The sequence below is a fragment of the Saccharopolyspora erythraea genome, from assembly GCF_018141105.1.
GTDB classification, from domain to species: Bacteria; Actinomycetota; Actinomycetes; order Mycobacteriales; family Pseudonocardiaceae; genus Saccharopolyspora_D; species Saccharopolyspora_D erythraea_A.
This window is the reverse complement of sequence record NZ_CP054839.1, coordinates 2,978,194-3,002,987: the sequence shown is the minus strand read 5'-3', so window position 1 is coordinate 3,002,987 and position 24,794 is coordinate 2,978,194. Positions and strand designations below refer to the sequence as shown.

The 24,794-nt window shown below is 72.5% G+C and carries 21 protein-coding genes; 3 read left to right on the top strand and 18 right to left on the bottom strand.

The features are described from left to right. Window positions 1–36: 36 nt before the first annotated feature. The 4 genes from lnt to HUO13_RS14015 form a co-directional block, all read right to left on the bottom strand. Entirely contained in the window at window positions 37–1,608 is a 1,572-nt protein-coding gene (lnt, locus tag HUO13_RS14030; protein WP_249124777.1) for an apolipoprotein N-acyltransferase, read from the bottom strand. A gap of 129 nt (window positions 1,609–1,737) precedes the next feature. Next, window positions 1,738–2,340, bottom strand: coding sequence for a DUF1707 SHOCT-like domain-containing protein (locus HUO13_RS14025; protein WP_211901808.1), 603 nt, complete (start codon window positions 2,338–2,340; stop codon window positions 1,738–1,740). 293 nt (window positions 2,341–2,633) lie between these two features. Beyond that, window positions 2,634–4,259 carry an amidohydrolase gene (locus HUO13_RS14020; RefSeq protein WP_211901807.1) on the bottom strand — a complete coding sequence of 542 codons (1,626 nt, stop codon included), beginning with the start codon at window positions 4,257–4,259 and terminating at the stop codon, window positions 2,634–2,636. A 135-nt stretch (window positions 4,260–4,394) separates the two neighbouring features. Beyond that, window positions 4,395–5,018 (bottom strand): FxsA family protein, encoded by a 624-nt coding sequence (locus HUO13_RS14015; RefSeq protein ID WP_211901806.1) that lies wholly within the window; start codon window positions 5,016–5,018, stop codon window positions 4,395–4,397. A 157-nt stretch (window positions 5,019–5,175) separates the two neighbouring features. Here HUO13_RS14015 and HUO13_RS14010 point away from each other — a divergent pair, with 157 nt between their 5' ends. Next, complete coding sequence (locus HUO13_RS14010) at window positions 5,176–6,255, top strand: GDSL-type esterase/lipase family protein (RefSeq protein WP_211901805.1); 1,080 nt, start codon at window positions 5,176–5,178, stop codon at window positions 6,253–6,255. A 244-nt stretch (window positions 6,256–6,499) separates the two neighbouring features. Here HUO13_RS14010 and HUO13_RS14005 read toward each other — a convergent pair whose 3' ends face one another. From HUO13_RS14005 to HUO13_RS13955, 11 genes are all read right to left on the bottom strand, one after another. Beyond that, the gene (locus HUO13_RS14005) at window positions 6,500–7,336 is read right to left on the bottom strand and encodes a maleylpyruvate isomerase family mycothiol-dependent enzyme (RefSeq protein ID WP_211901804.1); all 837 of its coding nucleotides are present in this window, start codon (window positions 7,334–7,336) and stop codon (window positions 6,500–6,502) included. 91 nt (window positions 7,337–7,427) lie between these two features. Further along, the gene (locus HUO13_RS14000) at window positions 7,428–8,117 is read right to left on the bottom strand and encodes a class I SAM-dependent methyltransferase (RefSeq protein WP_211901803.1); all 690 of its coding nucleotides are present in this window, start codon (window positions 8,115–8,117) and stop codon (window positions 7,428–7,430) included. Window positions 8,118–8,128: 11 nt separating this feature from the next. Then, on the bottom strand, window positions 8,129–8,569 hold the full coding sequence (locus tag HUO13_RS13995; protein WP_009945820.1) for an Lrp/AsnC family transcriptional regulator: 441 nt from the start codon (window positions 8,567–8,569) through the stop codon (window positions 8,129–8,131). A gap of 29 nt (window positions 8,570–8,598) precedes the next feature. After that, on the bottom strand, window positions 8,599–9,753 hold the full coding sequence (locus HUO13_RS13990) for a M24 family metallopeptidase (protein WP_211901802.1): 1,155 nt from the start codon (window positions 9,751–9,753) through the stop codon (window positions 8,599–8,601). A 368-nt stretch (window positions 9,754–10,121) separates the two neighbouring features. Next, the gene (locus tag HUO13_RS13985) at window positions 10,122–10,685 is read right to left on the bottom strand and encodes a winged helix-turn-helix domain-containing protein (protein WP_211901801.1); all 564 of its coding nucleotides are present in this window, start codon (window positions 10,683–10,685) and stop codon (window positions 10,122–10,124) included. A gap of 441 nt (window positions 10,686–11,126) precedes the next feature. Continuing rightward, entirely contained in the window at window positions 11,127–12,653 is a 1,527-nt protein-coding gene (locus HUO13_RS13980; RefSeq protein ID WP_211901800.1) for a glycoside hydrolase family 32 protein, read from the bottom strand. Between the two features lie 15 nt (window positions 12,654–12,668). Further along, window positions 12,669–12,959: an HPr family phosphocarrier protein gene (locus HUO13_RS13975; protein WP_211901799.1), complete on the bottom strand. Its 291-nt coding sequence runs from the start codon at window positions 12,957–12,959 to the stop codon at window positions 12,669–12,671. A gap of 477 nt (window positions 12,960–13,436) precedes the next feature. Next, on the bottom strand, window positions 13,437–14,909 hold the full coding sequence (locus HUO13_RS13970; protein WP_211901798.1) for a PTS fructose transporter subunit IIC: 1,473 nt from the start codon (window positions 14,907–14,909) through the stop codon (window positions 13,437–13,439). Beyond that, entirely contained in the window at window positions 14,906–15,358 is a 453-nt protein-coding gene (locus HUO13_RS13965; protein ID WP_211901797.1) for a PTS sugar transporter subunit IIA, read from the bottom strand. Before HUO13_RS13965 ends, HUO13_RS13970 begins: the two co-directional genes overlap by 4 nt. Continuing rightward, window positions 15,355–16,299: a 1-phosphofructokinase gene (pfkB, locus tag HUO13_RS13960; RefSeq protein ID WP_211901796.1), complete on the bottom strand. Its 945-nt coding sequence runs from the start codon at window positions 16,297–16,299 to the stop codon at window positions 15,355–15,357. The genes HUO13_RS13965 and pfkB overlap by 4 nt, the downstream gene beginning before the upstream one ends. Then, entirely contained in the window at window positions 16,296–17,054 is a 759-nt protein-coding gene (locus tag HUO13_RS13955) for a DeoR/GlpR family DNA-binding transcription regulator (RefSeq protein WP_211901795.1), read from the bottom strand. The genes pfkB and HUO13_RS13955 overlap by 4 nt, the downstream gene beginning before the upstream one ends. Window positions 17,055–17,153: 99 nt before the next feature. On the opposite strand from HUO13_RS13955, the gene ptsP reads away from it, so the two are divergent. Both ptsP and HUO13_RS13945 read left to right on the top strand, forming a co-directional pair. Next, window positions 17,154–18,797, top strand: a complete 1,644-nt coding sequence (gene ptsP / locus HUO13_RS13950) for a phosphoenolpyruvate--protein phosphotransferase (protein ID WP_211901794.1) — start codon at window positions 17,154–17,156, stop codon at window positions 18,795–18,797. A gap of 68 nt (window positions 18,798–18,865) precedes the next feature. Further along, entirely contained in the window at window positions 18,866–19,783 is a 918-nt protein-coding gene (locus HUO13_RS13945; protein WP_211902875.1) for a 5'-3' exonuclease, read from the top strand. 141 nt (window positions 19,784–19,924) lie between these two features. On the opposite strand, the gene HUO13_RS13940 is transcribed toward HUO13_RS13945, so the two are convergent. The 3 genes from HUO13_RS13940 to HUO13_RS13930 all read right to left on the bottom strand — a co-directional run bounded on the left by HUO13_RS13940 (window position 19,925) and on the right by HUO13_RS13930 (window position 24,638). Then, the gene (locus HUO13_RS13940; protein WP_211901793.1) at window positions 19,925–21,130 is read right to left on the bottom strand and encodes a GNAT family N-acetyltransferase; all 1,206 of its coding nucleotides are present in this window, start codon (window positions 21,128–21,130) and stop codon (window positions 19,925–19,927) included. A gap of 55 nt (window positions 21,131–21,185) precedes the next feature. After that, complete coding sequence (locus HUO13_RS38060; protein WP_211901792.1) at window positions 21,186–21,752, bottom strand: DUF4333 domain-containing protein; 567 nt, start codon at window positions 21,750–21,752, stop codon at window positions 21,186–21,188. Window positions 21,753–21,860: 108 nt separating this feature from the next. After that, a complete protein-coding gene (locus HUO13_RS13930; RefSeq protein WP_211901791.1) occupies window positions 21,861–24,638 on the bottom strand; it encodes a DEAD/DEAH box helicase in 2,778 nt (925 codons plus the stop codon). Window positions 24,639–24,794: the final 156 nt, after the last annotated feature.

Sequence of the window (24,794 nt, the reverse complement as noted above, 5' to 3'; positions counted from 1 at the left end):
GTACGTCGAATACCTTCTCGGGCGCTTCGATGGCCCTCACACGTCCCGGGAACGCCTCCGCAGGGTGAACACGACCGCTCCAGCCCCCAACGCCACCAGCACCCACAGCGGGGCGCTGCCCAGCCAGGTCGCCGGTGTGCCGCTCGATCGCAGCGGCACCTCGCCCACGAGGTTCTGCGCGACGAACTGCCCGGTCTGCTGCGCGACCGTGCCGTCGGGCCGCACGATCGCGCTCACGCCGCTGGTCGCGGCCACCACGACCGCGCGGCCGTGCTCGACCGCGCGCAACCGCGACATCGCCAGCTGCTGGTAGCTCATCTCCGAGTGGCCGTACCAGGCGTTGTTGGTCGGCACCGCCAGCAGCGTGGCGCCCTCCCGGGTGGCACCGGTGAACACGTCGTCGTAAGCGACGTCGTAGCACATCCCCAGCCCCACCCTGGCCGGTCCGGCGTCGAGCACTCCGGGTCGCTCGCCGGGAACCATGTCGCGCTCGAAGCGGTCGACGAACGGGCTCACCAAGCGGGCGACCGGACGCATCGGGATCGTCTCGGCGAAGGGCACCAGGTGCTGCTTGTCGTACTCGCCGCCCGGACCGGTCACCGGGTCCCACTGCACGATCTTGTTGCGCAGCTGCCCGTCCTCGTCAACGCCCAGGCCGCCGACGAGCATCGGCACGCTGAGCTCCGCGGCGATCCTGCTCAGCTCGGGGTCGTACTTCGCGGGCCCCCACGAACCGACCTGTTCTGGCAGTACGACGAGGTCCGGGCGCGGTGTCCGGCCGGCCCGGACGTCGTCTGCGAAGCGGTCCGCGGCCCGCATGTGGTTGTCGTGCAGGACGTCGTCCTCGTAGAGCAGGTCGAGCCCGATGTCGGGCGCGTTGCCCTGGATGACGGCGACCCTTGCACTCCCCGCGTTGGGGTCCGTGCCGATCGTCGGCAGTGCCGCGAGCCCCGCGAGCACAGGGACCAGTGCCGTCGCCACCGGTGCCACCAGACCGCGGCGTTCGCGCAGCCGGGTGACGAACTGCGCGAGCGCCGCACCGGTCAGCGCGACCGCGAAGGTGACGAGCACGGCGCCGCCCAGCGACGCCAGCGGGAGCAGGGCTCCGGTGGCCTGGGTGAAAGCCAGGCGCCCCCAGGGGAACCCGCCGAACGGCACGCTCGATCGCAGCGACTCGGCGATCACGAACACCGCGGCCATCCACACCGGAGCGGCCGCGAGCCGGCTCACCCGGGCCATCCCGGCCCCGGCGAGACCGAAGAACAGGGCCTCGACAGCCGCCACTCCCATCCACGGCCACGGTCCGAACTGGGCGCTCAGGAAGTCCTGCAACCACCCCAGCAGAGGGAGCATGAACGCGAAGCCGAACAGCAGGCCGTAGCCGAAGCCCGCCCGTGCCCGCCTGCCCAGCACGACCAGCGCGAAGCCCGCGAACGCGACCGGCGCCAGCCACCAGACGTCGTGCGGTGGGCTGACCGCGTACAAGGCGAACCCCGCCGCCACGGCCAGGAGCATTCGTCCCCACACGGCGCGGCCCGGCAGCCGCCCACCCGGGCTGCCGCCGCCACGGCGCTCACGACGCTGCGGACTCAGCGTGGGGACTGCCACCTGATCAACCTTCTCGGCCATGGGCCCCGGTGCGCGACCAGGACGTGCGTACATCAGAAGCCAGGCGCGCCGCCGGCGCGCCCCAACAAATGTACGCCGAGCCGCTGACCGGGCCCGAGCGCCGGTTGCTCAGCGGTCGCGACGGCTCAGCTTCAGCTTGGGGTGGCGCACGTCGTTTCCGCCCATGAACGAGTAGGTGCGGATGCGCACCAACGGGGCGTCGGGCAGCTCGGCATCCTCGTCCACCTTGACCTTGTTGCCGCCGAGGAAGTCGGTCGCGTCGACGACGACGCGCACGCCGCGGGGCACGATGACGTCGCTGCCGCCCATGATGGAGACCAGGGTGATCTCGACCTCCCCGCCGGGCAGCACGGCCTCCCGCAGGTCGACCTTGGAGCCGCCCATCAGCGCGAAGACCCCCATCCGCCGTGGCACCCGCCAGCGGCCCTCGTAGTCAGAGCCGCCCATGATGGCGAGCTTCCACCGGCGCTTGTGCTCCGGTTCCCCACCCTGGTTCTGGTCGCCCTGCGCCGCCGGTAGGTCGGCGGTCAGTGCTTCGAGCTCGGCGCGCGTCGCGGCCGCGTATGCCGCGTCGACCCGCTGGGTGAACTCGGCCAGCGCGAGCCGGCCCTCGCCCACCGCCTCGGTCAGCCGCTTCGCGACCTGGTCGCGTTCGGCGTCCGACGCCCGGATGGCGGGCGGCCGCTCGCCGCTGCCCTCGGAGCTGCTCATGTGAACAGTTTACGACCGGAGGCGCGAAGTTGGTACCATTTCTCCAAATCCCCGCCTTCCCGCCGGCCACCGGAGTTCACTCCATCAAGCGACGGCGAACGCTCGTTCGAACGCGGATACTCGATCACATGAGCACCGGATCGAACGAGTTCCCCACGTCCCGTCCGCAATGGACACCCGGATCCCACCGTACCCGCGAATCACGAACAGGCATGGCACGCATGCGAGTTCGCGGTCGCCCACCGGATCGCGCCACCGTCCACGAGCAACAACAACCGTCCACGAAGGACGGTTCAGTGGTCGTGGCCCTCGTCGTCATCGCTGTGGCGGACGTAGATCGTCTCGCCGCGGAGCACGGTGCGCAGGCAGCGCGGAAGCCTGGCGCCGGAGCTGAGGTCGGGCAGGCCCGGCACGCCGGCTCTCGGGTCCGTGGACCAGCGCTGCACGCGCGAGTCCGGCGCCGCCACGACCAGTTCCCCGGCATCCCACACGGCGTAGGTGGCCGGGGAGCCTGGCACGAGAGTCCCCGTCACACCGTCGTTCACCCCGGCGGCTCGCCAGCCGCCCTTGGTGTGGGCGGTGAAAGCCGCCCGCGGCGAGATGCCGAAGCCTTCGGTGCGGTGGTTGACCGCGGCCTGGACCGAGCGCCACGGGTCCACCGGGGTGACCGGGGCGTCGGAACCGAAGGCGAGCAGCACGCCGCTGGCGGCCAGTTGCGAGAACGGGTTCAGCCGTGTCCCGCGCGCGGTACCGAGGCGCCGGGCGTACATGTCCTCGGTTCCGCCCCACGCGGCGTCGAACGCAGGCTGCACCGACGCCGCAACCCCGTAACGGCCCAGTTCCGCCGCCTGCTCGGCGTCGATCATCTCGAGGTGCTCCAGGCGGTGGCGCGACCCGGCCAGCGCCGGGACGCCGACGGTCTCCGCGGCCCGGCGGAAGCCTTCCGCGACCTCGGCTACACCGGCGTCCCCTATGACGTGGAACCCGGCCTGCAGGCCGTTGCGGGTGCACTCGACGAGGTGCTCGGCGACGGCCTGGGCGTCCAGGTACAGCACGCCCGACGTCGACGGGTCGTCGGTGTAGGGCTCGTGCAGCGCCGCGGTGCGGGAACCGATGGCACCGTCGACGAACAGGTCTCCGCCCAGGCCTCGCACTCCGAGTTCTCGTGCGCGTTCGAGGGCACCGAGCTCTCCCCAGTAGCCCACGACCTCGGGCAGACCGCCCTTGGCCGCGACGTCGAGCAGGTCCGCGAGGTCGTCGGCCCCGGAGATGTCCGGCCCCGCGCACTCGTGCACGCACGCGACGCCTTTGGACGCCACGTCGCGCAGGAACTCCAGCTGCGCCTCGCGTCGCTGCGCCGAGCTCAGCGACTCGCGCGCCGCGCTCCTCGCGTGGTGGTGGGCGACCCGGGTCAGCGGCCCTTCCTGGCTCCAGCCCTCGGCACCGCGGGCCAGCGGCGCGCGTTCGACCAGGGCGCTGGACACCAGCGCGGAGTGGACGTCGATGCGGGAGAGGTAGACGGCCGCGCCCGCGGCGGCGGAGTCGATCTCCGAGCGCGTCGGCGGCCGGCGTTCCGGCCACCACGTCTCGTCCCAGCCGTGGCCCCACACCAGCGCCCCGGGGTGCTCCTCGACGTGGTCGCGCAGCGCGTGCAGGAACTCGGTCAGCGAAGCGCAGCCGGTGAGGTCGAGCCCGTTGAGCAGCAGGCCGGTGGAGGTGGCGTGCACGTGGGCGTCGACGAAGGCGGGGGTGACGAACGCCCCTTCGAGGTCGACGACCTCGGCGTCGGGGTGCAGGGCTCGGCCGACCTGGTCGCTGCCGACCCACGCGACGGTTCCGTCGATCACGGCCATCGCGGTGACGTCGGGGCCGGCGGGCGAATGAATCCGGCCGCCGAGCAGCAAGGTGGTGTCGGACATGTCCCTGTAGTTTCCGTGTCGCGGATGTTCAGCAGCGCGGTGCGCCATGCGCCGTGGGTTCGGTCGCGTGCCGACCACGATCGTTCCGGCGAGCTTACCCGCAGTGGCCTGACGGTCGGCGTCACGCCGGCCGGCTCACCGCCCGCTGCTGTCGTCCGGCGACGCTGCCTGCGAAGACGAGCCCGAAGGCCCCGTCTCGTCGCGGGCACCGGGAATCTGCGACCGGGTCTGGTCATCCCGCTGAGGCGGGTCGTCGTCCTCGGTCACGGAGATCACCTCGCCGTCGATCACTCCGTCGTCGGCCCCGGAACGGCCGCCGAAGCCGGCCGCGGCACCGCCTCCGGCTGCGGCCTGCTCGCGGCGGATGCGTTGGGTGTGCAGCCACACCTGGTCCTGCATCTGCTGCGAGTGGCGCTCGGCAGCGCGCTGCATCCGGCGGCGGGCCAGCGCACGCGTGGGCGGGAACAGGCACAGCAGGCCCAGGACGTCGCTGACGAAACCGGGCAGGATGATCAGGATCCCACCGACGGCGATGAGCGCCCCGTCGGCGAACTCGCGGGTCGGCGGCCGCTTCGCGCGGACGGCCTCGTTGATCTCGCGCAGGGTTCTGCGCCCCTCGCGGCGGACCAGCCACGAGCCCAGGACCGCGGCGACGACCAGCAGGCCCAGCGTGGGCCACACGCCGATCGCCTGCCCGATGGCCACGAGCACGCTGATCTCGACGATGGCGGCGACGAGGAGCAAAACCAGTATCGGCACGACGTCGGCAACCTCCGGTTGATGGCTTTCACCTGTCCAACGTCCGAGAACGGCCAAATGCTCCCACAACCGCCGAAGAAGGTGGGACCTGCGTTGTTAGCAGCGCCACGATCAGCCCGCGACCTGATCGACTCCGCGCGCCATAGACTGCCCGGTGATGCGGGCGCACATTACGAAGCTGGTCACACTGCTGCTGGTCGTCGGCGTGCTGGTGCTCGCCGTTCTCGTCAGCGACCGGTACCTGCCGGACCTGCCGCAACAGCCGGAACGCCTGCCGGCAGCGGTGGTCACCATGGGCGACAGCACGCTCTCGGGCGAGGGCGGCGGCAACTACGAGGCCGGGACCAACGGCGAGAACGACAACTGGTGCCACCGCTCCCCCGCCGCTCCGGTGCACCAGCTGCGCCTCCCGGCGGACGTGACGCCCATCAACCTCGCCTGTTCGGGGGCCCGCACCGATGTCGTGGGAGCGAACCCGGAGTCGGGCCGACTGGAATCCTCTCAGGCACGCCAGCTGGCCGAGCTCGCGCACCGCTACCGCGTCACCGACGTCATCGTGCAGGTCGGCGCCAACGACGATCCTGGTTTCAGCGATGTCGTGAACCGCTGCGTCGAGGCGTGGGCGAGCCGTTCGGCCATCGGCTGCGCCGAGCAGATGCGTGCGGAGTGGCCCAAGCGCGTGGAGCGCATGAAGCCGAAGGTGCGCGCTGCCCTCGGCGACGTCCGCGCCGCCATGGACAGCGCGGGCTACACCCCGGGCAGCTACTCGCTGGTGGTGCAGTCCTACGCCTCGCCGGTCGGGCCGGAGGTCGCGCCCGAGCTGCAGAACCTCTCCGGCTGCCCGTTCCTCACGCCCGACCTCGCCTGGATCCGCGACACCGGGGTGCAGCAGCTGTCGGACGGGTTGCACGACGTCGCGCAGCAGGTCGGCGCACGGTTTCTCGACCTTTCGCAGGCCGGGCGCGGCCACGAGGCGTGCACCGGCGGCAACAAGACACCCGAGGAGGAGTGGTTCACCAGGCTGACCGTGGACTGGCCGTCGCTGAAGGACGAGCTGCGCGCACCGCACGCGATGCAGGAGTCGTTCCACGCCAACGCGACCGGTCACGCACAGTTCGCCCGGTGCCTGCGTGCGTTCCTGGCCACCGAAGACCCGAGCGCGGTGTGCCTGCCCGACGAACGCGGGAACCTCCAGGCGGTCTCGCCGGAGGTCGCCGCACAGCGGTCGAACCCCTGACCAAAGCTGGACTCGACCGGCGCGCCAGGGTGGTGCGGTCATTGGTGGTGCGGCCTCGGTGCCGTGAGCCGGGTGGACTCCCTGACTGCTGAGTTCGCTGGGGCGTGAGGGACGTGTGCATCGTGGGCACGGCACGTACCGGAGCCATGGCCTGCTGTCTTCACGGTCGCCGGATGCGGGCTGTGCCGCCGCACTCCGACACGGCAACGAGAGGACGACTGCTTCGCTCGTGAGGAGGATGGCCTCATCGGATGATCGACAGGATCTGGCAGGCGGCTTCGGCGAGTTCTCGGTCGCCTTCGAGGCGGCTGCGCTGGATGGCCACGTCCGGCTCGATGCCGCGCGTGCACAGCAGCCATGCCGTCTCGGCGTCGAGGTGGACGACCGCCGCCGGGTCGTCCACCGGCTCGGGCGCCAGGGACCAGCCGAGGCCGGTGCAGGTCGCGGCCCAGGTGCCGCCAGCCGGGCCGTCGACGACCACCTGGACCTGGGTGGCCGCTTGTGCGGGCGCGGCCCGCATGGTGTGCGGGAGGGCGCGCATGAACGTGTCCAGGACCGGCGCGAGCAATCGCGGGTCGTGGTCGGTGGGCCGGCCGACGGCGTGCCTGATCTGCTGGCGATGCGTCCAGTACTCGGTGAGGTCTCGTGCGCAGTCCAGCCACAGGGGCGCGGGGTCGGCTCCGGCCCAGGACACGCCGAGGCTGCGTCCGTCGGGGTCGCTCTGTTCCCACAGCGCGCTGATCGCGTTGCCGGTCATCTCCAGCGTCTCGGTCAGTGCCGCCGGGCTGATCCGCGCGGCGGCATCCACCCATTGCTGGTTGGTGCGGTGGATGAACGTTTCGAGGGTTTCGCCGGGTGCGAGCGGTGGGCCGTCGTCGTGGTGATCGCGGTCGCGGGAGATCCGGCCGTAGTCGTCACCGAGGACGTGCGCCGCGAGGTCTCGGACCGTCCAGCCCGGGACGCTCTCCTCACGCCAGTCGATGGGGTCGAGGTCGCGCAGGAGTTCCAGCAGCCGGGAGCGCTCCGGGGTGAACAACGGGCGTGCGTCGATCGGTGGCCCCAGCCAGGAGAAGTCGGGCATCTGGTCAAGCTAGTGGACCGGCGCTGCCTGACGTGGCACGACCGGCTGGCAGAGCGGTTCGGGCAGCCGGACCGTCCGCGCCGTCTCGGCACTATCGGGCGGCCACGGCGCGGACCAGGAGGAACACCGGTTCAGAACTGAGGGTGTTGTATGCCTTCGGGTTCGCGGCTTCGAGTGCGGGCAGTGGTCGCGGCTCGTCGAGTTGTTCGACGGTGAAACCGGCCTGTTGCAGGAGGCCGAAGATCTGCGACAGGGGACGGCGGTAGAACGAGACCTCCACAGGTTGGTCGCCCAGGTGCCAGGTCTCGGTCACGAGCGTGGTGTCCAGGTAGACCGGCCGGCCCGCCCACTGCCAGTCCGCCGCCGGGTGGTGCACCGAGAACACCAGTGCGCCGCCGGGCACGAGGCATCTGTGCAGTTCCCCGAGCGCGGGTGCCCAGTCCTCCAGGTAGTGCAGGACGAGGGAGGCCACGACGAGGTCGATGCCGCCGGTCGGCACCGTGGTCAGCGGCTCGGCGAGGTCGGCCACCTCGAACCGTGCGCGGTGGCCCAGCCTGCGCCGGGCGAGCCGGACCATCTCCGGTTCCCGGTCCAGGCCGAGCACGTGGGCGCCGCGGTCGACGAGCTGTTCGGTCAGCGCTCCGGCGGCGCTGCCGAGTTCGAGCACTCGCTTGCCCGCGACGTCCCCGGCGAGTTCGAGGACTGCCGGACGGTCGTAGTAGGCGTTGGCCGGGCTCTCTTCGGAATGCCTGGCGTACGCCTCGGCGAACCGGCCGTACACGGGCCGCACCGTCAGATTTCCGGCGGGCGGTTCTCGAACGGGGTCGAGAGCACGACCGTGGTGCGGGTCGAGACCTTCGCGGCTTCCCTGATCTGGCGCAGCAGGTCCTCCAGGCCGAGCGGCGAGGCGACCCGGACCTGCAGGATGTAGGACTCGTCGCCGGCCACCGAGTAGCACGACTCGATCTGCGGCAGGTGCTCCAGCCGCTGCGGGTAGTCGTCGGGGGCCGCCGGGTCGATCGGAGTCAGCGAGATGAACGCCGTCAGCGGAAGACCGATCTGCTCGCCGTCGACCTTGGCCACGTATCCCTGCAGGGCGCCGCGCTGCTCCAACCGGCGAACCCGCTGGTGCACCGCCGAGACGCTCAGCCCGACCCGCTCGGCGAGCTCGGTGAAGCTGCAACGTCCGTCGCGGGCCAGCTCCCGCAGGATCGCCCGGTCGGTCGCCTCCAGGTCGCCGGGCGACGTCCCTCCCCGCTCGCTCACGCCGGAAGCACAATCAGCTCGTGGGGCTGGTTGTTGACGCTCTCCACGCCGTCCTCGGTGACGATGACGATGTCCTCGATCCGCGCTCCCCACCGGCCGGGCTGGTAGATGCCGGGCTCGACGCTGAAGGCCATCCCCGGTTCCAGCACGGTCTTGTCGCCGTCGACGACGTAGGGGTCCTCGTGCACGTCCAGGCCGATGCCGTGACCGGTCCGGTGCACGAAGAAGTCGCCGAAGCCCGCGGCGGCGATCGGCTCGCGCGCCGCGGCGTCGATGGACTCGGCGGTCACGCCGGGCCGGACCGCATCGACGGCGGCGCGCTGGGCGGCTTGGAGCACCGCGTAGGTGTCGCGGACATCGTCCTGGGACGGCTCGCCCACGGCGTAGGTGCGGGTGCAGTCGGAGTTGTAGCCCTCGGCGATCGGGCCCCCGATGTCGATGACCACGACGTCGCCTTCCTGCACGACGCGGTCCGAGAGCGCGTGGTGCGGGCTGGCTCCGTTGGGGCCGGAGCCGACGATGACGAACGCGGCCTCGACGTGGCCTTCGGCGACGATCGCCTCGGTGATGTCCGCACCCACCTCGGCCTCGGTGCGGCCCGCCTTGAGGAACTCCGCCATCCGCGCGTGCACCCGGTCGATGGCGGCCCCGGCCTTGCGCAGCGCTTCGACCTCGGCGGCGTCCTTGCGCATTCGCAGTTCGCGCAGGACGTCGCCTGCGAGCACCTGCTCGGCACCGGGTAGCGCGTCACGCAGGGGGAAGGTGTGCAGCGCGGGCATGACGTCGGCGACGGCGACCCGGGCGGGGGCAGCGCCACCGCGGCGCAGCAGGTCCGTGACCAGGGCGTACGGGTCCTCACCGTCGACCCAGGTCACGACCTCGATACCGAGCTCGCTCGCGGGGACGTCGGCGTAGCCGAGCTCCTCGAGCTTCGGCAGCACGAGGGCGGGCGGGGCGTCATGACCGGCGGCGGGCAGCACGAGGCAGCTCAGCCGTTCGAACGACCCGGCGCCCGCGCCGATGAGGTAGCGCAGGTCGGAGCCGGGTGAAATGAGCAGCGCGTCGAGGTCCGCGCCCGCTGCGGTCTCGGCGACGCGCCCGAGGCGGGCCGCGAGCACGGAGGGATCCTGCTTCATCGAAACGGTGGCCATGGAGCTAACCCTAATCCTGCTCGGCACACCCGCCATGGCGGCGGTCGGTGGGGCCGCTGCCGCCGACCGGGCTCTCGGCCCGGTGTGGCGAACCCGCTGGTCGGACCGTGTATAGGCGGACTGGGGCACGTGGTGGTGCGCTGCGTTGGGAGCGTGGTGGGAGGCAACGTCGATGCACACGTTCGGGCGAGGAAGCCCGGCGAGCACGACTTGATCTTGGGCTGACCCCGAACTGCCACAGGGGTTCTGTCACGCCGGCGGGTGGAGCGATTTCTGGTGGGGCGCATTGGCTGCGGGGAATTTGTCCTGGTCCTGGAGTGGGCGGTGAAGGCCGTCTGGTGGGCTGGAGACCGGAGTGTGGCGTCGCGTCAGGTGCTGCTTCGGCGGGGGAAGGCGTGGACGTGGACCGTGATGCGTTCGTCAGTGGGCCTGGGCTCGCGCCGGTACCAGTCGATGAGGCTTTCGATCTGTCTGGACAGCTCCGCGAGTTCGGAGGGGCTCAGCGAGAGCGTGGTGTCGGAGATCGTGGCGGCCCGGAGCCATTCCGGGCTCCAGTCGCGGATCTCGCCGAGGAAGGCGGTGCTGCGGCGGTAGTGGGTGGCCAGGACTTCTCGTATGTAGACGTCGAGGGCTTCGCCGAGGTCAGGATCGCCGGTGAACCTCTCCGCCTCCAGCACCGTCAGCTCGTGGCTGGCCCGCCACCAGCGTTCGCGCTTGGTGCCGCGGTCGGTGTCCTCCTCGATGAACCCGTGTTCGGCGAGCTGGCGCAGGTGCCAGCTGGTGGTGCCGGAACTCTCGGCGAGGCGCTTGGCGAGCTGGGTGGCGGTCGCCGGGCCGTCGGCCCGCAGCATCCCGAGAAGCCTGATGCGCAGCGGGTGGGCGAGTCCGCGCAGGCTTCTGGCGTCCAGTACCCGCTCGTGACGTTCGATCACCGCGTAACGGTAAGGCCAAGAACCATTTGCGCAGGGTTGTTGGCGGTTTTCGCTCACAGCTGGACGGAGGGGGCCACCCGTCGCCCGGGCGGGGGCTGCTCGCGGGCTCTGGACCGAGGGCAGCGCTCGTCCCGTGGGCGGACGGTGCTCGGTCCCAGCGGACGGTGTCGCCCGATCCCGGCGGGTGGCCGCTCGGTCCCTGCGGGTGGGCCGCCCGGTCCCCGCGGACGGCGCCGCCCGATCCCGGCGGGTGGCCGCTCGGTCCCCGCGGGTGGGCCGCCCGGTCCCCGCGGACGGCGCCGCCCGATCCCGGCGGGTGGGCCGCCCGGTCCCGGCCAGACGGCGCCGCCCGGTCCGGGTCCGGGACGGACGCGGCAGCGTCCGCGGGAGACCAGACCGGACGGCAGCGTCAGACGGCGACCAGACCGACCAGCGCCAGCCTCACCGCAGCGGGTACAGCTCCAGCGACTCGACCCTGACCTGCCCGCCGGTGGCGAACGGGCGGACGCGGTCGCCGTCGCCCGGGAAGACGAGATCGGTCAGCACGGTTTCACCCCGCCCGCCGAAAACCTCCACGCAGGAGCGGTCGACGAGCACTCGCAGCCGCAGCACGTCGCCGTCCGGGTGGAGTTCGGCCGAGTGCGTCGCGGCGAAACCCGGGCTGATCGACGTGCCGGAGGCGGTGCGGTCGACGAACAGCCGCCGTGCCGCCGCGTCGTAGCCGATGCGGGTCTGCTGCCCCTCGCCCACGAGGACGTCGACACCGAACGTCGTGGCGGTGTCGAGGCGGAACTCGGCGACGATGTCGAGCACCTCACCGGAGAACTCCGGGGCGGGCCCCTGGTCGGAGACCACGCCGCTCCAGCTCTGCGGCTTGCCACGGCGGGCTTCCAGTTCCGGCACCGGGTTCTGGGTGATCCGGGTACCCGAAGCGGTCGCGGTCAGGCCGACGGTGCGGGGCACGGTCATCGCTCCGCGCCACGGCTCGGTCGGTACCTGCTTCGCGTAGTCCCAGTTGCTCAGCCAGCCGAGCCAGATCCGCCGGTCCGGGACGTCGGACCAGGACTGCGGCGCGTAGAAGTCGGCGCCCTCCTCCACCCACCGGACGTCCTCCGGCGGCGCCTCGGAGGTGAACGTGGTGCCGTCGAAGTCGCCGAGGAAGTACTGCGTCGCCGATCCTCCGGCGGGTCCACCCGGGTTGATGCTGACGATGAGCACCCAGCGGGTGCGTCCGGGGTCGCCGTCGACCGGCAGCTCGAACAGGTCCGGGCACTCCCAGACGCCGCCGTGCGAGCCGTGTCCCACGCCGAACTCGCTGATCCGGTTCCAGTGCTTGAGGTCTGCCGAGTCGTAGAAGACGATGCGGTCGCCGGCGGCGAGCATGAGCACCCACTTGTCGCCGTGGCGGATGACCTTCGGGTCACGGAAGTCGGCGACACCCGGGTTGGGGATGACCGGGTTGCCTTCGTACTTGGTCCAGGTGCGGCCCCGGTCGGTGCTGTAGGCGAGGCTCTGCTGCTGGGTCTGGCCCGCGCTGGTGTAGAGCGCCACCAGACCGGGCTCGGCGTCGAAGAAACCGCTGGTGTTGTCGTGGTCGACCACCGCGCTGCCGGAGTAGATCTCACCCAGGTCGTCGGGTAAGAGCGCCACCGGCAGCTCCTCCCAGTGGGACAGGTCGGTGCTGACCGCGTGGCCCCAGCTGAGGTTGGCGTGCTCGCTGCTCTCGGGGTTGTGCTGGAAGAACAGGTGGTACTCGCCCTGGTGGTGGACGAGCCCGTTGGGGTCGTTCATCCAGTTGCGCCGCGGGGTGAAGTGCACCGCGGGCCGCCACTGGGCGGTGCGCCCGCGGGGGCGGGCGGAGGCCGGGGCCGACGCACCGGTCAGGCCGAGGCCGACCAGTGCGCCCGCGCCGGCGAGGAAGCCCCGCCTCGGGAGTTCGAACGCCGACTTGCCGTTGTGGTGCCGCATCCGTTCCTCCTGCCCTCAGGCGTTGACGGGTTCGTTGTCCAGGTCGCGGGAGAGCAGGGAGACGAGCTCGTCGAGCACGGGCTCGGCCGAGTCGCCCTGCGCGGAGAGCTCGACCTCGTCTCCGTGCTGGGCGTTGAGGGTCATCAGGCCGAGGACGCTCGCGGCGTCGACCGGGTCGCCGGCGACGCCGTCGGTGACCTTGGCGATGCGGACGGCGACCGGCTTGGCGCCCGCTGCCTGGGACAGCAGCGAGGCGGGCCGGGCGTGCAGGCCGACCGCCGAAGCGATCGTGACGCGACGTTGCATCGTGATCTCCTTTCACAGGGGATATTGCGGGTGGGGACGACCCCGACACGACTGGCGGGGACGGCGCGAACCGTTGACGGACGACGGGTGTGGGAACCGAGGTGACCGGCGGATTGGGACGGGGGGCCAGCCCGCCGGTCACGTTCGGCCTCCACAGCGGACTCGGAGAGCACTTGCAGGCGACGAGGTGCCTGGATTACCGGTGTGGCATTGGTTTTCCACGCTGGCGGGGAATCCACCGGCGAGTGATTCGTAGTGGACGAAAGTCCAAATCGGGAATGTTCAAGGACGGGTTTGGCATTTCGGAGGAGAGCGGGATTCGGCGATGTTCTGCGAGCGGTCAGCCGGGGTGCGGCTCAGTCCACACGGGACCGTCACCGCGTCCGTCCCCGGCGGCCGCCGGGCCGCGGCCACCGGGATCCGGATCGCCCGGCTGTCATCGTCGGAGTCCCGGTGGCCGCCGCATCACGGGCGGGATCAGGCCGGCACGGCGCTGGCGTCCGCCGCGGCGTCGGCCGGGGCCTGAGCACGCCCGAGCTGCTTGGCGAAGATCACCGCCACCGCCGAGATGACGACGCCGGCGAGGATGGCGACCAGGTACAGCAGGGGCTGGCCGACCAGGGGCAGCACGAACAACCCGCCGTGGGGCGCGCGCAGCGTGGCGCCGAAGATCATCGACAGGGCACCCGTGGCGGCGGAGCCGACCACGATGGACGGGATGACGCGCAGCGGGTCCGATGCGGCGAAGGGGATGGCGCCCTCTGTGATGAACGAGGCGCCCAGCAGCCACGCCGGTCGTGCGCTCTCCCGCTCCGCAGGGGTGAACAGCTTGCCGCGCACGGTGGCGGCCAGCGCCAGGGCCAGCGGCGGGGTCATGCCCGCGGCCATCACCGCCGCCATGATCTCCAGGGAGGTCTCGGTGCCGGTGGTCAGTCCGCCGACGGCGAAGGTGTAGGCGACCTTGTTGATCGGCCCGCCCATGTCGAAAGCGATCATCGCCCCGAGCAGGGCGCCGAGCAGCGCCGCGTTCGCTCCGGTCAGGCCGTTGAGCCAGCCGGTGAGCGAGGCCATCGCCGCCGCGATCGGCGTGCCGATGACCACGAACATCAGCACGCCCACCACGAGCGAGCCGAGCAGCGGTAGCACCATCACCGGCATCACGCCCGCGACCGCCCGGGGCACCTTGATGCGCCGCAGGGCTCCCACCACGGCACCCGCGAGCAGACCGGCGACCAGACCGCCGAGGAAGCCCGCGCCGACGGTGACCGCGATCGCGCCGCCGACGAAGCCGGGGGCGATGGCGGGCCGGTCGGCCATCGCGAAGGCGATGAAGCCGGCCAGCACCGGCACCAGGAAGTCCATCGCCGCCGAGCCGATCTGGTTGGCCAGCGCCGCCCAGCTGGTCAGGCTGCCCGCGTCGAAGTGCTCGGTGACGCTGGGGGCGTCGGTGATCTGGTAGCCGCCGAGGGCGAAGCTCAGTGCGACGAGCAGGCCGCCCGCGGCCACGAACGGGATCACGTAGCTGACGCCGGTCATCAGCCACTGCCGCAGCTTGCTGCCGATCCCGGCGCCCGTCACGACCTTGGTCGCCAGCTCCGGCCCGGCGTTCGCCACGCCCGGCGCCGGTTCCGCTGTCGCGGGGGCCTCGGCGGAGGCGGCAGCGGCCTGCTCCAGCAGGCCGGCGGCGTCGTTGATGGCCTGCTTGACCGTCGCCTCCACGGTGGGCTTGCCCGCGAAGCGGTCGCGGTCCTGGACGCCGACGTCGGCGGCGAACACCACCGCGTCGGCCTCGGCGACCTCGGCCGCCGACAGCGAGTTGGCCCCGGCCGAACCCTGGGTCTCGACCTTGATCTCGTGCCCGGCGGCCTTGGCCGCCTGCTCCAGGGCCTCGGCGGCCATGTAGGTGTGCGCGATGCCCGTGGGGCACGCGGTGACCGCGACGAACTTCATGGCGTGACCTCCTCGCGCACGTACTCGGCGACCTGCGCCGGGTCGGTGGCCTCCAGCAGCGTCTGCTTGAACTCGGCGCGCACGAGCCGGCGCGCGAGCGCGGCCAGCACGGTCATGTGGTCGGACCCGCCGCCTTCGGGGGCGGCGATGAGGAAGATCAGCCTGGCCGGGCCGTCCTCGGCGCCGAAGTCGATGCCCCCGGTGCTGCGGCCGAAGGCGAGCGTGGGGGTGGTGACCGCCGCGGACCGGCAGTGCGGGATGCCGATGCCGCCTTCCAGGCCGGTGGGCATCTGCGACTCGCGCGCCTCGACGTCGGTCAGGAACCGTTCGAGGTCGGTGACGCGTCCGGCTGTGACCAGCCGCTCGGCCAGCGACCGCACCGCCGTGCGGCGGTCGTCGTCGGCCAGGTCCAGGTCGACGAGTTCGGTGGTGATCAGTTCAGTGCTCATGCCGCCGCTCCGGTGAGGCTCAGTGATTCGTCCACTTCGTGCACACGGACGGCCGCCGTGCGCAGGTCTGACGGGTGGGGCATCCGCGATCCGGCGAGTCCGACCGCGGCGGTGCCGTAGGCGACCGCGGTGCGCAGCGCACCCGGTCCGTCGCCACCCTCGTGCAGGAAACCCGCCAGTGTCGCGTCTCCCGCCCCCACGGTGCTGAGCACCGCGGTTGCCGTGCTGAGCGCGTGCCAGGCGCCGGTCCCGGTGACCAGCAGCGCTCCCTGTTCGCCGAGGCTGACCAGCACCGCCCCCACGCCGGCGGCGCGCACCTCGCCCGCCACCTGCAGCACGTCGCCGAGAGTGGGCAGGTGGCGGCCGGCCAACTCGGCCAGCTCGGCCAGGTTCGGTTTGATCAGGTCCGGCCCGGCCTGGCAGGCCGCGGCCAACGCCGGGCCGGAGGCGTCGACGGCGACCCGGGCCCCTGCCCGGTGGCCGGCGCGCACCAGGCGGGCGTGCAGGTCGTCGGGGCAGCCGCGCGGGAGGCTGCCGCAGGTGACCAGCCAGTCGGCGCGGCCAGCGAGCTCGACGGCCCTGGTCTCCAGCGCCGCGACCTCCGAAGCGGTCAGCTCCGGGCCCGGTTCGTTGAACTTGCTCGTGGTGCCGTCGGCTTCGACGACGGCGACGTTGCTGCGGGTGGGCATGCCGATGGGGACCTCCACCACCGGCACCGCCTCCGGCGCCAGCAGCTCGGCCAGCCGGGCGCCTTCGGCGCCGCCCGAGGGCAGCAGCGCCAGGGTCGGGCGGTCGGCGGCCGCCAGCGCGCGGGCGACGTTGACGCCCTTGCCTCCGGGGTCCAGCCGCACGCGGCTCGCCCGGTGCACCGCGCCGCGCTGCATCTGCCCGACCAGGATCGTGCGGTCCAGGCTCGGGTTCGGGGTCACCGTGACGATCACGCCGCCACCACCTCCGTCTGCGCGCTCAGCTCGGCGACGGCGGCCTCGTCGAGCCCGCTGTCGGTGATGAGCACGTCGATCTCCGACAGCTCGGCGAACCGGCTGAACTGGTCGTCGCCGTACTTGCTGTGGTCGGCCAGCAGCACCCGGCGCCTGCAGGAGCGCACCATCGCCGCCTTGACCGCGGACTCGGCGGTGTCGGGGGTGGTGCAGCCGCGGTCGACCGAGAAGCCGTTGGTGCCGAAGAAGCCGACGTCGACGGTGAGCCCGTCGAGCACGTCCAGCGCCCACGACTCCACCGAGGCCAGTGTGGTGCCGCGGATGCGGCCGCCGAGCATGTGCACGGTGCAGTGGTTGCGGCCGGCGAGCTGGCCGGCCACCGGCAGCGAGTTGGTCACGACGGTGAACTCCCGGTCCGTGGGCAGCATCCCGGCCAGCCGGCCGGTGGTGGTGCCCGCGTCGAGCAGCAGGGTGCCCCGGTTGGGCAGCAGGTCGAAGGCGGCTCTGGCGATGCGTTCCTTCTCCGCGGCGTTGGTCTGGTCCCGCTGGGTTACCCCGGGTTCGAAGTCCAGTCGCTCCACCGGGATGGCGCCGCCGTAGACGCGCCGGACCAGCCCCTGGCGCTCCAGCGCGCCGAGGTCGCGGCGGATCGTCTCCGGTGCCACCGCGAGTTCCTCCGCGGCACCCATCACGTCGATCCGGCCGTCACGGCGCGCACGCTGCGCCAGCAGTTGCTGCCGTTCCGCCCCATACATGCCCGTTTGCCTCCGGTCTGTGTTTGGTGTTGCCTGATTCTGCCCTTTGTTGCCATATTGTCAAGGGACAGCAAACCGCTGGAAACCCGAGGAGCGGACATGACCACGACGACAGCGCACGGTGTGGGCGTCAGCCCCGGGCAGGTGTCCGGGCCCGTCGCACGCGTCGCGGAGCCGCTGCCGGAACCGAAGGCGACACCCGCCCCCGCCGACCGCGACCAGGAGGCCGCGCGCATCGGCCCGGCGGCCACCGCCGTGGCGCGGCGGCTGGCGGACCGGGCTGAATCGGTCACGGGCGAGGCGCGGGCGATCCTGGAGACCACCGCCGCGATGGCCGGCGACCCGACGCTGCTGGCCAACGCCGAAAAGCTGGTGCGGGAGCGCGGCCTGCCCGCGCCGCGCGCGGCGTTCGAGGCGGCCGAGGAGTTCGCCGCCCTGCTGGCCGCGGCGGGCGGGTACCTGGCCGAGCGGGTGCGCGACGTGCGCGACGTGGCCGACAGGCTGATCGCCGAGCTCACCGGCACCGCCCCGCCCGGGGTGCCGGAGCTGTCGGGCCCGGCCGTGCTCGTCGCCCGCGACCTCGCCCCCGCCGACACCGCAGACCTCGACCCCCGGCTCGTGCTCGCGCTGGTCACCGAGGAGGGCGGCCCGACCGGGCACACCGCGATCCTCGCCCGCTCGCTGGGCATCCCCGCGGTGGTGGCGGCACGCGGCGTGCTCGCCGCCGACGCCATGGGCGCCCGGGTCGACGGCGACACGGGCGAGGTCGAGCTGTCCGACGAGCCGGTGGCCGTGGAGGTGGCGCAGCGCCCCGCGCAGCGCGTGTGGGACGGCGTCGGCCGCACCGCCGACGGGCACCCGGTCAAGGTGCTGGCCAACATCGGCTCCGCCGCCGACGCTGCGGCCGCGGCCGCAGCGGGCGCCGAGGGCGTGGGCCTGTTCCGCACCGAGTTCTGCTTCCTGGCCGCCACCAGCGAACCCGACGTCGCAGCCCAGCGCGCCGCCTACGCAGAGGCGCTGGCGCCGTTCGCGGGCAAGCCCGTGGTCGTGCGGACCCTGGACGCCGGGGCCGACAAGCCGCTGCCGTTCCTGAACGCGACCGACGAACCCAACCCCGCGCTCGGCGTGCGCGGCATCCGGGTCGCCTTCGACCGCCCCGAGATCGTCGACCGCCAGCTCGAAGCGATCGCCGCCGCGGCCGCCGACACCGGCGCCGAGGTCTCGGTGATGGCGCCGATGGTGGCCACCGCCGAGGAGGCCGCGTGGTTCGCCCAGCGGGCGCGCGCGGCCGGCATCACCAGGGCGGGAGTCATGATCGAGGTGCCCGCCGCCGCGCTGAGCGCCGCCGAGGTCCTCGACGCGGTCGACTTCGTCAGCATCGGCACCAACGACCTCGCCCAGTACACCTTCGCCGCCGACCGCATGCTCGGTGCCCTGGCGCAGCTCAACGACCCGTGGCAGCCGGCGCTGCTGCGCCTGGTCGAGCTGGTCGCGCGGGCGGGGCGCGAACGCGGCAAGCCGGTCGGGGTGTGCGGGGAGGCCGCCGCGGACGGCCTGCTGGCCGGTGTCCTGGCCGGGCTCGGCGTGACGAGCCTGTCGATGGTCACCGCCGCGCTCGGCGCGGTCGGCGCGTCGCTGGCCGAGCACTCGATGGCGACCTGCGAGCAGGCGGCCCGGGTCGCGGTGGCCACCGCCGAACCGGCCCAGGCCAGGCAGGCCGCCCGCGGCCTCCTGCACCGCTGAAACCACCCGGCCGCTGCGGCGAGGTGGGACGGGGCGTGACAGGCTGGTCAGCCGTGACAGGTCCTCTGATGCTGATCGACTCGGCGGGGCTGTGGTTCCGCTCGTACTTCGCGCTGCCCGACTCGCTGACCGCCCCCGACGGGACGCCGGTGAACTCGGTGCGCGGGTTCTGCGACATGCTCGCGAAGCTGGTCACCGAGCGGCGGCCGGCGCGGCTGGTCGCCTGCCTGGACAACGACTGGCGGCCGCAGTTCCGGGTGGACGCCCTGCCCTCCTACAAGGCCCACCGGGTCGCCGGGGAGGACCCGGAGGCCGAGGAGGTGCCCGACACGCTCACGCCGCAGATCCCGGTCATCCTGGAGCTGCTGGACGCGCTGGGCATCGCCACCGCCGAGGCCGAGGGCTTCGAGGCCGACGACGTCATCGGCGCGCTGGCCCACCGCGAGCCCCACGACGGCGTCGAGGTCGTCACCGGCGATCGGGACCTGTTCCAGCTGGTGCGCACCGAGCCCACGCCGGTGCGGGTGATCTACGTCGGCGGCGGCCTGTCGAAGGCGCAGAACTACGGGCCCGAGGAGCTGGCCGAGCGCTACGGCCTGTCGCCGGGCAGGGCCGGTGACGACTACGCCGACATGGCGGTGCTGCGCGGAGACCCGTCGGACGGGCTGCCCGGTGTGGCCGGGATCGGCGAGAAGACCGCGGCCAAGCTGATCACGCAGTTCGGTTCGCTCGACGCGCTGCTGGCGGCGGCGGTCGACGGCACCGGCGTCACGCCCCGGGTGCGTGCCCTGCTGGCCGACGCCGCCGACTACCTGGCGGCGGCCCCGTCGGTGGTGCGGACCGTCAACACCGCGCCGGTCGTGGTCGACCGCGACGACGACTCGCTGCCGTCGAAGGCGGTCGACCACGAGCGGGTCGTGGAGCTGCAGAAGCGCTGGGGCCTCGGCGCGAGCGTGGACCGGCTACTGGCCGCCGTAACGCTCTAGCTCGACGGGGTCTCGCGCGGCCCGTCGGCCCGGTTCAGCGCGGCTCCGATCAGCTCGCCCATCCGGTGTCCCGCCACCGGCTCGGGGGCCGGCTGCTTCCTGCCGAAAGCGGCGGCCGTTCCGGTCGGGCCGCCGCGCAGGTCAGAAGGACGTGCCGCACCAGGGGGTCTCGGCGGTGGCGAAGAGCCGGTCGGCCGCCGCGACCGCCGACGGGTCGTGCACCGCGACTCGACCGGCGGCCACGAGGTCCGACACCGCGACGTCGCCCAGGTACAGCGACGCGAGCGCGTCGACGCCGAGGCTCAGCTGCGGGCTGTCACCGCACCGGCGCACCTCACCGGGCTCGATCCGGTAATGCCCGGAGTTGTCCGGAAGGAACGCATCGCGTACCTCCACCACTACCGGGTCGGCCTTGCCGTAGGTACGGGCGGACAACGCAGCGGGCACGTCCACCAACCGCAGCCACAGGTCGTCGTCGACCGAGGTGACCCGGCACTGGCGACGGTCGGTCAGCCACCACTCCAGCAACTCGTCCACCGGCCGGATCGCGACGATCCGGTCGGCCAGGTCCAGCCCCAGCAGGAACCCCCACAACCCGGCCACGACCGCGGGGTCGGCTCCCTGGATGTCGAGGACCTGCAACGTGATGGCACCGTCGTCGAACCGGTAGTCGTTGGCCTTGGCCTCGTAGAGCACGAAACCGTCGTCGACCCCGTCGTCGTCGCTGTGCACGGCGGCGACGGTGCTTTCGCGCAGCGCCGCGAGCCACGACGTCCACCAGCCGTCGGAGCGGCTGATCATCCCGGTGCGGCGCAACCCGATGTTCCGATAGATCTCCGGCAGAAGCTTGGCCGCCGTGTCCGCGTCGACCATCCGCACCCGGCCGCCCACCGGCGCCTCCGGGCGCAGCACCGAACGGAAGCGGTCGAGCGAGACGGTGCGCGAGCGGGTGGCCACGCCGTACCCGAAGCGCTCGTAGATGACCGCCTCCGACGCGTGCAGCATCGCCAGCGGCTCACCGCTCTCCCGGGCGTCGGCCAGCTGCCGGCGCATCAATGACCGCAGCGCACCGCGCCGCGTGCGGTCGGCCCGCACCCCGACGCCGGTCACCGCCGCCGCAGGCAGCACGCCACCACCGGGCACCGCGATCGAGCTCGCGAGCGAGATGGCGGTACCGGCCAGCTCGCCCTCGTCGAAGGAACCGAGGACCCGCCCCGGCTCGTAGCGGCCGGCGACGCGCTCCCACTGCTGGTCGTCGACATCGGGTCGGTGCAGGCTGCGCATGAACAGCGAGCGCGCACGGCGGTGTTCGGACTCGGCCAGCGGCCGCACGTCTAGGTCGTCCACAACCCGATCCTGCCCGCTGCCACCGGCCGGAGTCGACCGGTTTGACCAGCGGCGGTCAGCGGGGGTGGCCGACCTCGTAGGTGCCCTTGTCGTTCTTCACCGTCACCTTGACCGACTGCTGCCTGCCCTCGACGGTGACCCGGCAGTCGAAGCTGTGCCCCGGCTGCACCGCCTGCCCCGACGGGCAGGTCACCGGTCCGACGACACCGAGCCGGTAGGAGGTCTCGAGCGTCTGCTGCACGCCCTTCTCGACGCTCTCGGCGTCGAAGACCGACCGCACGAACCACCCGGGTGCCACGAAGCCCAGCACGAACACCACCGCGGCGGCGACGACGAGGACGACTCCGCCCAGCACCCACGGCAGCACCCGGCGCCTGCGCTTCGCGGGCGCGGGACCGCCGAAACCCGGTCGCCCGCCGAAACCGCCCTGCGGGTACTGGCCGTAGGGCGCCGGCGGGGCGCCGTAGGACTGCCCGCCGTATCCGCCCTGGTGCCCGTAGCCACCCGGCTGGCCGTAGCCGTACCCGGACTGCGGAACCCCACCCGGGTAAGGCCCGGGGCCCTGGGGCTGCTGCCTCCACGGGGGCTGCTGTCCCCCCGGCGGGCCGTAGGGGTTCGTCATCTTCACCTCCGGACGTCGATCACGAACGATCACGCGTGACTGCCCGCGGAACCGGACGGCTCCGCCGGAGCGATCCAACCACAGCCGCCGTCACGGCCGCCTCTGCCGTCACACCACGCCCGCGGCGACCACCCCGCGGCGGATCGCGGTGACCGCCTTGGCCGCGGCGGCCCCGACCGGGTCGGACTTGCCCACGACGTCGCGGATCTGGTCGAGCAGGTCCACCACCTGGCGGCACCACCGCACGAAGTCCCCGGCCGAGAGCTCGTGACCGGTGGACTCCGCGGCGGTCAGCACCCGCTCCAGGCTCTCCCCGCGCGCCCACCGGAACACCGGCCACGCGAAGCCCGGGTCGGGCTCCCTGGTGCGGTCGAGCTTGTGCCTGCGCTCGTCGTCCTCCAGCTCGCCCCACAGCTGCCAGGTCGTCTGAAGCGCGTCGGACACCGCACCCGATGGCACCGCCGGGGCCACCGGCCCCTCCCGCCGCGACTCGTAGACCAGCGAGGACACCACCGCTGCCAGCTCCGCCGGCCCCAGCTTCTCCCACACCCCGACCCGCAGGCACTCCGCGGCCAGCAGGTCGGACTCGCTGTAGAGCCGGGTCAGCCGCCTGCCGTGCTCGGTCACCGGCTCCTCGGCGTCCTCGTCGAGCAGCACGTAGTCGCGCTCGGCCAGCAGCGCGATGATCCGGTCGAACGAGCGCGCCAGCGAGTGCGTCGTGGCCGCGACCTTGCGCCGCAGCTGCTCGGTCTCGGCGCCCAGCCGCTCGTGGCGCTCGGCCCAGCGCGCGTGGTTCTCCCGCTCGTCGCAGCCGTGGCACGGGTGCGCCTTCAGCGCCCGCCGCAGGCTCGCCAGCTCGGCGTCGTCGGCGGCGTCGGCACGGCGCCGCGACCGCCCGCCGGGGGTGCTGATGCCGGTGTTGCGCAACGTCGACGCCAGGTCGCGGCGCGACTTCGGCGAACGGGTGTCGACGTGCTTGGGCAGCTTGATCTTGCCCAGCGCCTCCACCGGGGAGGTGAAGTCGGCGACCGAGAGCCTGCCCGCCCACCGGTCCTCGGTGACCACCAGCGGCCGGGGCTCACCCATCGGCTCCAAGCCCGGGTCGATCACCACCGCCAGACCGGAACGGCGACCCGCGGGCACCGCGATCACATCGCCCTTGCGCAACCGCTCCAGCGACTTGGCCGCCTCGGCCCGCCGCGACGCCCGGTTCTGCCGGGCCAGCGCCTTCTCCCGGTCCGAGATCCGCTTGCGCAGCCCGAAGTACTCCTCGAAGTCGCCCAGGTGGCAGCGCATCGACTCGGCGTAGCCCTCCAGGGCGTCGGCGTTGCGGTCCACCCGCCGCGACATCCCGACCACCGAGCGGTCGGCCTGGAACTGCGCGAACGACTGCTCCAGCAGCTCCCGCGCCGACTCCCGGCCGACCCGCTGCACCAGGTTGACCGCCATGTTGTAGCCCGGCCGGAACGACGAGCGCAGCGGATAGGTCCGCGTCGAGGCCAGCCCCGCGACCCCCTTCGGGTCGATGCCCGGCTGCCACACCACCACCGCGTGGCCCTCGACGTCGATGCCCCGCCGCCCGGCACGACCGGTCAGCTGCGTGTACTCCCCCGGGCTCAGGTCGACGTGGGACTCGCCGTTGAACTTGACCAGCCGCTCCAGCACCACCGTGCGGGCGGGCATGTTGATGCCCAGCGCCAGCGTCTCGGTGGCGAACACCGCCTTGACCAGGCCCCGGACGAACAGCTCCTCGACGGTCTCCTTGAACGCGGGCAGCAGCCCCGCGTGGTGGGCGGCCAGCCCGCGCTCCAGCGCCTCGCGCCACTCCCAGTAGCCCAGCACGGTCAGGTCCGACTCGGGCAGGTTGCTGGTGTGCTCGTCGACCACCCGCCGGATCTCTTCGGCCTCGTCCTCCGTGGTCAGCCGCATGCCCGCGCGCACGCACTGGCTCACCGCAGCGTCGCAGCCCGCCCGGCTGAAGATGAACACGATCGCAGGCAGCAGCCCGGCCGCGTCCAGCCCGTTGAGGGTCTCCACCCGCGAAGGCGCGTAGAAGCGCGGCGGGCGCGGCCCCCGGCGCTTGCCGTTGGGACCACCACGACGCCCGTAGGGCGTGTGCACCCGCGACAGCTCCTGGGTGTGACGCAGCAGGTTCGGGTTGATCTTGAGCTCGCGGTCCTTGGTCTCCCCGCCGAACAGGTCGAACATCCGTGAACCGACCAGCATGTGCTGCCACAGCGGCACCGGCCGGTGCTCGTCGACCACCACCGTGGTGTCGCCGCGCACCTCCACCAGCCACTCGCCGAACTCCTCGGCGTTGCTCACCGTCGCCGACAGGCTGGCCAGCTGCACGTGCTCGGGCAGGTGCAGGATGACCTCCTCCCACACCGCGCCGCGGAACCGGTCGGCCAGGTAGTGCACCTCGTCCATCACCACGTAGCCCAGTTGGTCGACCGTCGACGAGCCCGCGTAGAGCATGTTGCGCAGGACCTCGGTGGTCATCACCACCACCTGCGCGTTGCCGTTGATGGAGGTGTCACCCGTCAGCAGGCCGACGGCGTCGTCCCCGTAGCGCTCGCACAGGTCGGCGTACTTCTGGTTCGACAGCGCCTTGATGGGCGTGGTGTAGAAGCACTTGCGCCCCTCCGAGAGCGCCAGGTGCACGGCGAACTCGCCCACGACGGTCTTGCCCGCGCCCGTGGGCGCGCACACCAGCACGCCGTGCCCGGACTCGAGCGCCTGGCAGGCGGTGCGCTGGAAGGGGTCGAGCTCGAAGGACAGCTCCCCCGCGAAATCGGCCAGCTTGGGGTGGGCGCTGCGGCGCGAGTGCGCCGCATAGCCCTCGGCCGGGGACAGCTTGGCGATGTTCGAACGGCTTGCAGCCACCCCCCAAGGTTTTCACACCTGACCGACGCTCGTCGCAGGTACGTGCGCAACTGCTCATCACACAGCGCGACGCCCCGACCCCGCACGGCTCACGCGGCCCGGCCCCGAAGCAGGCCGATCGGCCTAAGGTCTCGGCAACCGCCACGCCAGCCACTT

What these genes read in the sequence shown, in the direction of transcription:
- HUO13_RS14025 (WP_211901808.1), bottom strand. Translation starts at nt 2,340, where the DNA reads ATGAGCAGCTCCGAGGGCAGCGGCGAGCGGCCGCCCGCCATCCGGGCG.
- HUO13_RS14020 (WP_211901807.1), bottom strand. Translation starts at nt 4,259, where the DNA reads ATGTCCGACACCACCTTGCTGCTCGGCGGCCGGATTCATTCGCCCGCC.
- HUO13_RS14010 (WP_211901805.1), top strand. Translation starts at nt 5,176, where the DNA reads ATGCGGGCGCACATTACGAAGCTGGTCACACTGCTGCTGGTCGTCGGC.
- HUO13_RS14005 (WP_211901804.1), bottom strand. Translation starts at nt 7,336, where the DNA reads ATGCCCGACTTCTCCTGGCTGGGGCCACCGATCGACGCACGCCCGTTG.
- HUO13_RS13990 (WP_211901802.1), bottom strand. Translation starts at nt 9,753, where the DNA reads ATGGCCACCGTTTCGATGAAGCAGGATCCCTCCGTGCTCGCGGCCCGC.
- HUO13_RS13980 (WP_211901800.1), bottom strand. Translation starts at nt 12,653, where the DNA reads ATGCGGCACCACAACGGCAAGTCGGCGTTCGAACTCCCGAGGCGGGGC.
- HUO13_RS13975 (WP_211901799.1), bottom strand. Translation starts at nt 12,959, where the DNA reads ATGCAACGTCGCGTCACGATCGCTTCGGCGGTCGGCCTGCACGCCCGG.
- HUO13_RS13970 (WP_211901798.1), bottom strand. Translation starts at nt 14,909, where the DNA reads ATGAAGTTCGTCGCGGTCACCGCGTGCCCCACGGGCATCGCGCACACC.
- HUO13_RS13965 (WP_211901797.1), bottom strand. Translation starts at nt 15,358, where the DNA reads ATGAGCACTGAACTGATCACCACCGAACTCGTCGACCTGGACCTGGCC.
- HUO13_RS13955 (WP_211901795.1), bottom strand. Translation starts at nt 17,054, where the DNA reads ATGTATGGGGCGGAACGGCAGCAACTGCTGGCGCAGCGTGCGCGCCGT.
- ptsP (WP_211901794.1), top strand. Translation starts at nt 17,154, where the DNA reads ATGACCACGACGACAGCGCACGGTGTGGGCGTCAGCCCCGGGCAGGTG.
- HUO13_RS13945 (WP_211902875.1), top strand. Translation starts at nt 18,866, where the DNA reads ATGCTGATCGACTCGGCGGGGCTGTGGTTCCGCTCGTACTTCGCGCTG.
- HUO13_RS38060 (WP_211901792.1), bottom strand. Translation starts at nt 21,752, where the DNA reads ATGACGAACCCCTACGGCCCGCCGGGGGGACAGCAGCCCCCGTGGAGG.